General features: G+C 63.9%; 6 protein-coding genes. 1 reads left to right on the top strand and 5 read right to left on the bottom strand.

Features of this window, described 5'->3' with window-relative positions; all coding sequences use genetic code 11:
* From AC27VN_RS22420 to AC27VN_RS22410, 3 genes are all read right to left on the bottom strand, one after another.
* Positions 1-506: lyase family protein (locus AC27VN_RS22420; protein ID WP_490877942.1), on the bottom strand; the 506-nt coding region annotated here is incomplete at its 3' end.
* A gap of 21 nt (positions 507-527) precedes the next feature.
* On the bottom strand, positions 528-1,361 hold the full coding sequence (locus tag AC27VN_RS22415) for a shikimate dehydrogenase family protein (RefSeq protein ID WP_490877941.1): 834 nt from the start codon (positions 1,359-1,361) through the stop codon (positions 528-530).
* A 24-nt stretch (positions 1,362-1,385) separates the two neighbouring features.
* Complete coding sequence (locus tag AC27VN_RS22410) at positions 1,386-2,300, bottom strand: shikimate dehydrogenase family protein (RefSeq protein ID WP_261206631.1); 915 nt, start codon at positions 2,298-2,300, stop codon at positions 1,386-1,388.
* A gap of 200 nt (positions 2,301-2,500) precedes the next feature.
* On the opposite strand from AC27VN_RS22410, the gene AC27VN_RS22405 reads away from it, so the two are divergent.
* Positions 2,501-3,286, top strand: a complete 786-nt coding sequence (locus tag AC27VN_RS22405) for an IclR family transcriptional regulator domain-containing protein (RefSeq protein ID WP_296782130.1) — start codon at positions 2,501-2,503, stop codon at positions 3,284-3,286.
* A 497-nt stretch (positions 3,287-3,783) separates the two neighbouring features.
* On the opposite strand, the gene AC27VN_RS22400 is transcribed toward AC27VN_RS22405, so the two are convergent.
* Positions 3,784-8,424 carry an RHS repeat-associated core domain-containing protein gene (locus AC27VN_RS22400; RefSeq protein ID WP_490877940.1) on the bottom strand — a complete coding sequence of 1,547 codons (4,641 nt, stop codon included), beginning with the start codon at positions 8,422-8,424 and terminating at the stop codon, positions 3,784-3,786.
* Between the two features lie 439 nt (positions 8,425-8,863).
* Positions 8,864-9,493, bottom strand: a complete 630-nt coding sequence (locus AC27VN_RS22395) for an RNA polymerase sigma factor (protein WP_490877939.1) — start codon at positions 9,491-9,493, stop codon at positions 8,864-8,866.
* Between the last annotated feature and the right edge of the window lie 191 nt (positions 9,494-9,684).

Here is a 9,684-nt window from a genome sequence, read left to right as displayed (position 1 = left end):
GCGGCCCAGCCCGCGCACTTGAAGCCGAAGCTGGTGACCGAGGCCGGCTGCATCAGCGTGCGCGCGAGCATCGGCGTGGCGGCGTGCTGCACCGCGAGCTGCAGCAGCGCCTCGGCCGCCTTCGCGAGGTCGGTCTCGATCAGCGCCACCGCCTCGCGCGTGACCAGCGACATCGCGCTGTCGATCACGTCCTGGCTGGTGCTGCCGAAGTGCACGAAGGGCGCGGCCTCGGCATTGAAGAGCCCGACCGCCTCGCGCAGCGCCTTCACCAGCGGGATCGCCACGCTGCCCGCGCGGCCGCTCTCGCGCACGATCTTGGCGACGTCGAACAGCTCGACCTTGCAGCTGCCGACGATCGAGTGCGCCGCGCTCTCGGGGATCAGCCCCTCGGCCGCCTGCGCGCGCGCGAGCGCGGCCTCGAAGCGCAGCATCGCGTCGACGAAGGCACGGTCGCTGAAGGCGCCCAGGGTTTCGGAAGTGGAGAGGAAGCCTTCGAAGATGCTCATGGTGTTCTTGTCGTGGGGATGTCAGTACTGGAGCTTCGCGCTGGCGCGCAGCTCGTCGGCCGTGGCGCTGCCGAAGCCGAAGAACTCGAGGTAGGCCGGGATCATCTCGAACAGCATGTCGGTGCCGACCTGCACCGCGCAGCCCTTGGCACGCGCGGCCTCGAGCAGCGGCGTGTACTCGGTCTTCATCACGACCTCGCCGACGAAGGTGCCGGCGTCGATGCGCTCGATGTCGAAGGGCAGCGGATCGTCGGCCTTCATGCCCAGCGGCGTGGCATTGACGATCACGTCGAAGCCCGCCGGGTCCTTCGAGCCGGTCGCCACCTTCAGCTGCGGATAGTGCTCACGCAGCCGCCCCGCGAGCGCCTCGGCCGAAGCAGCATGCGCATCGAACAGCATCAGCTCGGCCGCGCCGGCCGCCGCGATCGACGCCGCGATGGCCGAGCCCACGCCGCCCGCGCCCGACACCAGCACGCGCGTGCCCCGGAAAGGCCGGCCCTTGCGCTCCACCCCGCGCACGAAGCCCGCGCCGTCGAACTGGTCGCCCAGCAGCGTGCCGTCGGGCCGCTTGAGGATCGCGTTGCAGGCGCCCGCGATGCGCGCGGTGGGCGTGACCTCGTCGACCAGCGACATCGTCGTGACCTTGTGCGGCATCGTCACCAGCGCGCCGCGCAGGTTGCTGAAGCGAAAGATCTGCGCGAGCGAGGCCGCGTAGTCCTCGGGCTTCACGCCCATCGGCACCACCACCGCGTCGATGCCCTGCTGCTCGAACCAGGGGTTGTAGATCATCGGGGCCTTGAAGGCCTCGGTGGGATAGCCCAGGTGGGCGATGAGCGTGGTCTTGCCGGAAATCATGCGCGAAGCTACGTAAAAAAAGGTTCAGGCCGCGCCGTAACGCAACGGCGTGGCGATCTCGGCGCGCATCGCGTCGGGATAGACGATCTCGCGCAGGAAGTCCGAGTCGGCACGCAGGGCCGCAGCCGCATCGGCATGGCCGAAGTAGTCGAAGTAGTGCGGCATCTGCTGGATCAGCATCTCGAAGCCGGCCTGCGCGTTGAGGCCGCGCGCGCGTGCCGCGCGCACCAGCGGCGTGGGCTGGTTGCGCAGCAGGATGTCGAACAGAGCAGCGTGGCCGTCCATGCGCGCCACGTCGACCGGCGCTGCATCGTCGTCGGTCAGACCCAGCGGCGTGGCATTGACGACCAGGTCGTAACCCTCGGGCGCGTTGCTGTCCACCGCCACCACGCGGGCGTCGAAGAAGGCATCGAGCTTGGCGGCCACGCCCGCGGCCTTGCCCGCGGAGCTGTCGTAGAACGCGATGTACTCGGCCCCATCGACCGTGCCGCCCTCGGCCAGCGCCACGCCGATGGCCGCCGCGCTCACGCCCGCGCCGAGGATCAGCACGCGCTTGCCGCGAAAGGGAATCGCGAAACGGTCGAGCGCGCCGATCAGGCCTTCGCCGTCGAACAGGTCGCCCTCGAGCTGGCCGGCCTCGGTGCGGCGCACCACGTTGACCGAACCGGCCACGCGGCCGAACAGGCCCGCGCCCTCGAGCAGGTCGACCACCAGCGGCTTGTGCGGCGGCGCGATCACCATGCCGCGCACATTGCGCGCGAGAAAGGCCGACTTGAAGAACACCGCGAAGTCGCGCACCGGCACCTGCATCGGCAGCAGCACCGCGTCGATGCCGAAGCGCTCGAAGGCGGCGTTGAACATGCGCGGCAACCGCACATTGCGCACCGGGTCGCCGGGAATCAGGTAGGCCTGCGTGCTGCCGCTGATGGGGAGGCTCATGGGCGTCTTTCCGTTCGTCAATCGCTCGTTTCGAGGCTGGATGCCCGGCTTTATAGTCCTTTCGCCCCGGGCTTGCTGGCTCCAAACTACCATTTCGTTCGATGATCGATCTTTCAAGATCGTCAATCGTTCAAACCTAGGGTTTTTGCCCATCGATGCGGCGATCCCACCGGCCAGCGGCGCAGGCACACTCCCCGATCATGAGCAACGACGACCCACCCGCACCGCCCGGCCTCGACAAGCGCGACTGGATCGCCGGCCTGGAGCGCGGCGTGAGCATCATCGAGGCCTTCGACGACGCCAACCCGCGCCTCACGGCGAGCCAGGCCGGCCAGCGCACGAACATGACGCGCACGGCCGCGCGCCGCTATCTGCTGACCCTGCAGCACATGGGCTACGTCGCGAGCGACGGCAAGCTGTTCTGGCTCACGCCGCGCGTGCTGCGGCTGGGCCAGTCCTACCTCGAGTCGGCGCGACTGCCGCGCGTGGTGCAGCCCTTTCTGCAGCGCGTGGCCGCCGGCACCAACGAGATCGCCTACCTCAGCGTGATGGACGGCGACGAGGTGGTCTACATCGCGCGCAACGGCCCCAACCGCAGCATGAGCACCGGCTACGTGCTCGGCGCGCGCGTGCCCGCGCAGGTCACGGCCTCGGGCATGCTGATGCTCGCGCTGCGCGGCGACACCGAGCTCAACGAATGGCTCGCCACGCGCCAGCTCACCGTCTTCACCTCGCACACCATCGCCAGCATGGAGCGCATGAAGCTCGAGCTCGCGCGCATCCGCGCCCAGGGCTGGGCGCTGTCCGAGCAACAGCTCGACCTCAACTCGCGCGGCATCGCGGTGCCGCTGCGCGACCGCCACGGCACGCTGGTGGGCGCGCTCAACATCACGATGCCGATGGGGCACGAAAGCTCGGAGGATGCGGTGGCGCGGGTGTTGCCGGTGTTGCGGGAGACGGCGCAGGCGATGCGGAATTTGATCTGAAATTGCTGCCGTTGCTGGCTACATCAAAGCTTGCGACGCGTTCCGACTTCGTCATCGCTAGCAGATAGCTGCGTCTGGGAGGATGCGCAACCGCTCGTGGAATGGAGTCTGGCCCAAACTCTTCTACCGCTTTACCCTGAGCAAGACATTGCTACCAGACTTGACGACCAGATACGGATGCTCATATGTGACCACGGGATCTTCTTTGATATCCCTAGATGCCCCTAGATTCGCCATCGCGATCAAATCACATACGGCGTCGCCATTGGCACAAGAATAGAACCAGCCGTCGAGTTGCCCAATACCTGAACCCCTCGGCGCATAGAGAGCATAGATCTCCGCGTTCCGCCCAGTTGGAAGCTTGACGCTGTAGCGCCTCTCTGCATGCGACGAATAGATCTTGTCGACCCAAGTACCTGCCTCCTTGATGCTTCCAACACGCGCGGGCGCGTCCTGAGCTGCGGCACAGAAGGACGTCAGCCCGAGCAAGATCACCGCTAGTTTGGTAAACATACAGTTCCACATTGTGTTGGGTAGGTTGATGGTGGAAGCGGAGAACCGCCAAGTTGCTTTGCGGGCCTGCTTCCTTGCTTGTCAGACCAAGTGCCGTCGGCATCCTGACGATACCAGTGATAGTCACCGAGACCTTGGGAGATGCTGGTCGGCCGAATGAAGAGTTGCGCGCCGTGGTAACCAGCGGGACAGGACTGATCTGCCCGCGGTGCGACGCCTCCATCACGACGCACTGCATCAAGCGTATCGCCGCAATTTGGGTTAATGCCTGAGATGCCTGCGCCGGATGGCTCGCCAGGATCAGTGCCACCAACCCCTCGCACTGGACCGCCCGATCTCGTGCCGGGTCTGTTGAGCGCATAGGAATAGCAGTTGTTGTTCCACCGCCAAGCCTCGCTGTCGTTGTACCTGGGATCGAACATTGGCGCAGAGCGATTGCTGCTCGGACCCCACTGGCCATCACCCCAGCGATCAAGCCCAAACGGATCGATGAATCTCAGTGGATTTGCGTCGACATATCCAAACCGGCTCCATCCACCTTGTAGCCCGATAGGATCCGGTTGGCTATAGCGCCCCACCCGCGCGTCGTAGCTACGGAAGTAGTTGTAGAACAGCCCACTCTCCGCATCTGAATACTGCCCCGGATAGCGCAGGTTGAAAGCGATGGGTGTCGTTGACGTTGCGCCAGTGCTCGGCACCGTCTCAGGCCCCGTGAACCGCTTGGCTGCCATCGTCGGCTCCTCTTCCCCGAACGCGCTGTAGCGCCATTGCCAGATCGGCTGGCTCGCTTCATTGCTCAGCCTCCTTGGCGTGTTCAGGTGGTCGCTGTGCACCGCATAGGTGTTGCCGTTGATGACGGCAGCGATTGGCATCGGCCCATTGGCCGTTGGCAGGTAGATGTAGCTGGCTTGGCCTGAACTGTTCGTCCCCCCGCTGCCGATCTCCGCCACCAGCGTGCCCCGCTCGTCGTACACATAGCTGTAGCCCAACTGCTCGGCCTGACTTGCGCTCGGATTCCACAGCTTCTTGAAGAACGCGATCAGGCTTTGCATGAAGCTCGGGTCGCTCTCATCCCCCTGGCTCGGCGGATACAACGGCTCCGTCTTGAACACCCGCTGCCCCAACGCGTTGTGGGCGTAGCGCGTCGTCGGGCTGCTGTCCGTGGCCCCCGTGGTCGCCGTGCTCAGCCGCCCCTCGGCGTCGTAGCCGTAGCTGCGCAAGCCGTCGCCCGTGAGATCGCCGTTGGCGTTGTAGCCATAGACCACGCTGGTGGTCGCACCACCCGTGGTCTGGCTGAAGCCGGTGAGGCGGTTTCCGTTGGTTGGGACGGTGTAGCTGCGGCTGGTGCTCAGCCCATTGACCACCCGCGTGCTGCTCGAGCGATTGCCGTTCGCGTCGTAGCCGAAGCCTGCGGTGTTGCTGCTGCTCCCCGCCACGTTGAAGCTCGTGATGCGCCCGACGCTGTCGTAGCCCACGTTCCAGGTGGTGTTGGCGTTCGCGATGGTGTCGTGCGTGGGATCGGTGTCCGCCGGGCCGTACAGGTTCTGCGTCAGGCTCGTGATACGGCCCGCCGCGTCGTAGACGTAGCTGCCGAACTCGGTCGCGGTCATACGCCCGGCCGTGTCGTAGCTGCGCGTGGCCTTGAGCTTCGGGTCGGTGCTCGTGAAGGCCCAGGTCCAACCCGTGGGTTGGCCCAGCGGGTTCCAGGTGATGTTGCTCACCAGCGGCGTGCTGTTCCAGTTCAGGCCTGTGAGGCGGCCCGTCGCGTCGTAGACATGGCTCAGCGTGGCGCCCGTCGGGTACGCGATGCTTCCCAGCGTGCCGTTGAGGTTGTAGGCGTAGCCGATCTGCTGGATGCTGCCATTGGCCAAGGTCTGCTTCTTGAGCACCACGCGCCCGAAGGCATCGCGCGTGTATTCGGCGGTGCCGCTGCGGTCCACGATCTCCGACAGGTAGCCCTTGCTGGTGGCCGTGAGGTCGTAGCGCAGGGTGGTGGTCTTGCCGTCGGCGAAGACGAGGCTCGTGGGCCGGCCCAGGGCATCCCTGTTGATGGTGGTCGCCTGGCCCAGCGCGTCGACGATCTGGCTGGGCAGGCCCAGGTTGTCGTACTGGGTGGTCGCTCCGCCCGTGTCTGGGCTGCTCTCGGCGGTGGCGTTGCCCTGGGCGTCACGGGTGTAGCCGGTGGCCACGCCCTTGAAGTCCTTGGCTTCGGTGACGGCATCGAGGGCGTTGTACTTGAGGGTGGCCGTGGCATTGGCCGCGTTGGTCACCGACGCCACGCGGCGCAGGTTGTCCAGGCCCAGTTGCGTGCTCTGGTTCAGGCCGTTGGTGCTGCGGGTGAGCTCACCGTTGGCGTCATAGCCGAAGGAACTGGTCTGGTTCGGGCCTTCTGTCTTGCCCGAGACGCGGTTGATGTTGTTGATGGTGCGCGCGGCGTTCCAAGCCACGGCGCCGCTGCTGTCCTTGATCTGCTCGGCGGTGCGGTTGCCCATGCCGTCAAGCGTGAAGCTGCCGCTCTCGCCGCGGTTGTTGCTCCAGCCGGTGAGGCGATGGGCCGGGTCGTAGGTGTAGGTCAGCACCAGGCCCGTGGGCAGCGCGATGGTCTCGACACTGCCGTAGGGCTTGTAGGTCAGCGTGGTGGTCTGCTGGCCGCCGACAGTCTGGGTCAGCAGGCGGTCGCGCGCGTCGTAGGTGTAGGTGGTGACGAGGCCGTTGGGTTCGGCCTGGCTGGTAACGCGGTTGGCGAGGTCGTAGGCGTAGCCGGTGACGTGGCCCAGGGCGTTGGTGCTGGTGAGGACGTTGCCTCGGAGGTCGTAGGTGTAGGTGGTGGTGGCGCCGTTGGGCTCCGTGGCCGTCTCGACCAACTGAGAAGCGTTGTAGGTCCACTGCCAGGTCTGGGCCTTGTTGGCGGCGGTGTCGGTAACGGTGCGGGTCAGGACATTGCCGACCGCGTCGTGGGTGAAGGCGGTGGTGCGGCCGGACTCGGTGATCAGTACGGGGAGGCTGAAGGTGGGGTGCCACTGGGTGGTGGTGGTCTGAGCCTCGGGTCTGCCGGACGCGCGGGTCACGGTGAGCGGGAGGCGGCGTGCGGTGTCCCAGGTGGTGGTGGTCACCACGCCCTTGAAGTCGGTCTCGCTGGTGATGAGGCCATTGGCGTCCTGCACTCGGCTGGAGGCGTCGGCTTCACCAATGCCGGAAGGCAATGAGGCGCCAGCAACTACTTGCTTGCTCTTGGTGCCGCTATAGCTATAAGTACGTGCAGTTCCCAGAGGATCGGTGATAACAGCAGTTTCGGCGCTGGGATACGTGATGTCATACCGGTCTACGCCTCCCGTCAGCTCAGTCGCGTTCGCTCGGCCTTGATCGGTGTAGTAGAACCTGGCCCAATGGACGCCAACCTCATCTTTCATGCTTGTGAGTGCGTACAGGAAGCGCCCCCACTCGTAAAGATAGGTCTTTTTCTTGCCATCCGGAAAAATGACCGTAGTCAATCTGCCGGTAGCGTCGTAGCTATAGCCCACGGTTCGCAAGTCCGGCAGAGTGACTTGAATCAACCGCTTGCTGCTGTCATAAGAGAACGTGAGGCTGCGTCCGAACTGATTGGTTATGGACGTTAGTTCGCCGCTCGCTGCATATGAGTACGTGTTTGTCCAGCTATTTCGTTCCGTTAGCGTCTGCAGTTTTCCGAAAGTATCAAAATACTGAACAGTCCCGTCATCTGCTCGGTAGTAAGTCCATCCTCCATCCGTTGTCTGCGCGAACGAGTCTGCGCTATCGAAGGCCGTCCAGTTTGCTGTCCCTACCGCTTTTCTGAACTCTCTGGGTTGACCTGAAGAATCAAAAATCCGGACTGAGTCGTGACTGGCTCCTGTTGCAAATTCAAGTTTGATTTCGTGGTTGTGAATCCAAGCCTTCCCGAATGCCCCAACTTTTCGAGTGGAATCCGCCCCCCAGTTGCTTCGATAAGTACGAGTGAGCGCTAGAGGTGATGGCCCGCCGTCAATGAAATCCATCTCTGAGCGAAACTTCTCCCCTAAAGCAGGAGCTACAGGGTGCCCTGCTAGCAAGCCAGCCATACAAGAGTTCGCTGATACCTCTTTGGGAATGGCCGTGCATGCTCCCGGCGTGCTTGTTTCTGCGAAGCCCCGCTTGCATTCGCATCTGTTCTCGACCAATTCGCTATTTATCGGGCACATGTTCGATGCGAAGATGAAATCCCAGACCCCGCACAAATGCCCCTGCGGGTGTACTTGAAAGTTGTAAGGACCGGGCGGCCATCTTTCCCCATACCATCCGGAAAATGCTTCGCAAGCTTTTTCTTTGGACGAAAACCACCCCCTTGAGGTGAGAAATTCAAGATAACTGTCAGCCCTGAGAGTGACTGCCTGCGAGATCGGAAAGATCTCTGCTGAGGCATTGCTGGAACCGAGCACAACACACAGGAGCACGACCCCAAGGCAAACTATCCGTTTGAAACGTTTGGCCATATCAATGGCGCTCGTCGATAGCACACGATTGCGTTTCGCAGTGGTGGGAATTTTTCCGGCTATGCTGCTATCAAGACTCACGTGGCTTTTCGTATTCACGCGCTCCCTCTCTATTTCCTCGGTATGTTCGGTCGCCATGGCACATTCGTTGAATGCTTTCAGGCGCTCCTTAGGCGACGTGCACATGGCGCGATCGCACAATTGTTTTTGAAGATATCTGAAAGGCTTAAATTAAGCAACGACAACTCGAAATCGATCGCTCCCAAAGACAAAAATCGGATAGAAAGCTTGCGAGCGTTGTTGCGTGCGCACCGCTGTTAATTCTGCAGCGTTTCCTTATCTGCAACAGGCTAGTAATTTGACCAACTGCGGAAGGTGCAACCAGGTGCTCTGAGCAATCCTCGATCATTGTCGACACCACCGAGTAAAAGAGCCTGGCGGAAGATTCGCTGGACGTGGATCTGGCGTATGCCAAGCAAGGAAAAAGGCCGATACCGCAGTTGCCGGCCGTCTCCCACCAACTCCTGCACCGAAACTCAACGCCAACCATGCCCCTCATGCTCACGCGTCAGCCCCCCTACGCCACCCCCACCCTCACCGCCCTCCTCCCCCCATTCACCCCCACCCACACCTCCTGCCCCGCACTCTCCGCGCAATAGTCCAACGCCTGCCGCAACGCCGTATCCACGCTGCGCAACGACAGATCGAAGCGCGCCGCCGCCTCCTGCCGTGTCATCTCATTGATACGCAGCGCAATCAGCACCGACCGATGGCGACGCGGCAACCGCTCCATCGCCCGCTCCACCGCCGCCACATCGGAACGCGCCTGTGCAATCGACTCGGGCCCAGGCGCCCGGTCCACCAATTCATCGAGCGCAACCTGCTCCTCCCCCGCGTACTGCCACGGCCGATGGCTGCGCAGCCGGTCCACGGCGAGGTTGCTGGCCATGCGGTGGATGTAGGCCAGCGGGTTCTGCACATCGTGCGCCAAGCCCAGGTCGCCAAGCCGCAGCCAGGCCTCGTGCAGGCATTCGCTCGCGAGGTCGGGGCAGCCCAGGTGGCGCAGCAGCCGGCGCCGCAGATGCTCGTAGTTCGCGACCAGGATGGCCTGCAAGGCAGCGCACCGCGGCGCCGGATCGGGCGGCTCGCCGCAAGAAGCGTCGTCGAGGGAATGGTCTGCAGTGCGGCACGGGATGTTCAGGCTCATGGCGGCTCCGTCTCGGTGTGCATCGGCGGGCGAAAAGGGGCACGCTGCCGCCCCGCCCCCCGGTTCGCGGGAGACGGGACGCAGGCGCCGGAGGGCGTGCGGCCTAGCGGCCCTGCAAGGCGCGGCGTTCCTCGTCGGTCAGCCGTGCCACCTGCCGGGCATCGAACTGCCGGCCGTTGCCCACGAGCTGC

Source organism: Variovorax sp. 20P10.2.4 (assembly GCF_058244205.1).
Note: the sequence above shows the minus strand (reverse complement) of the source record. Positions and strands in the feature narration are given on the sequence as shown.

Excerpts from the sequence above, each read along its gene's own strand:
- AC27VN_RS22415 (WP_490877941.1), bottom strand. The coding sequence starts at position 1,361 with ATGATTTCCGGCAAGACCACGCTCATCGCCCACCTGGGCTATCCCACC.
- AC27VN_RS22400 (WP_490877940.1), bottom strand. The coding sequence starts at position 8,424 with ATGGCGACCGAACATACCGAGGAAATAGAGAGGGAGCGCGTGAATACG.
- AC27VN_RS22395 (WP_490877939.1), bottom strand. The coding sequence starts at position 9,493 with ATGAGCCTGAACATCCCGTGCCGCACTGCAGACCATTCCCTCGACGAC.
- AC27VN_RS22405 (WP_296782130.1), top strand. The coding sequence starts at position 2,501 with ATGAGCAACGACGACCCACCCGCACCGCCCGGCCTCGACAAGCGCGAC.
- AC27VN_RS22410 (WP_261206631.1), bottom strand. The coding sequence starts at position 2,300 with ATGAGCCTCCCCATCAGCGGCAGCACGCAGGCCTACCTGATTCCCGGC.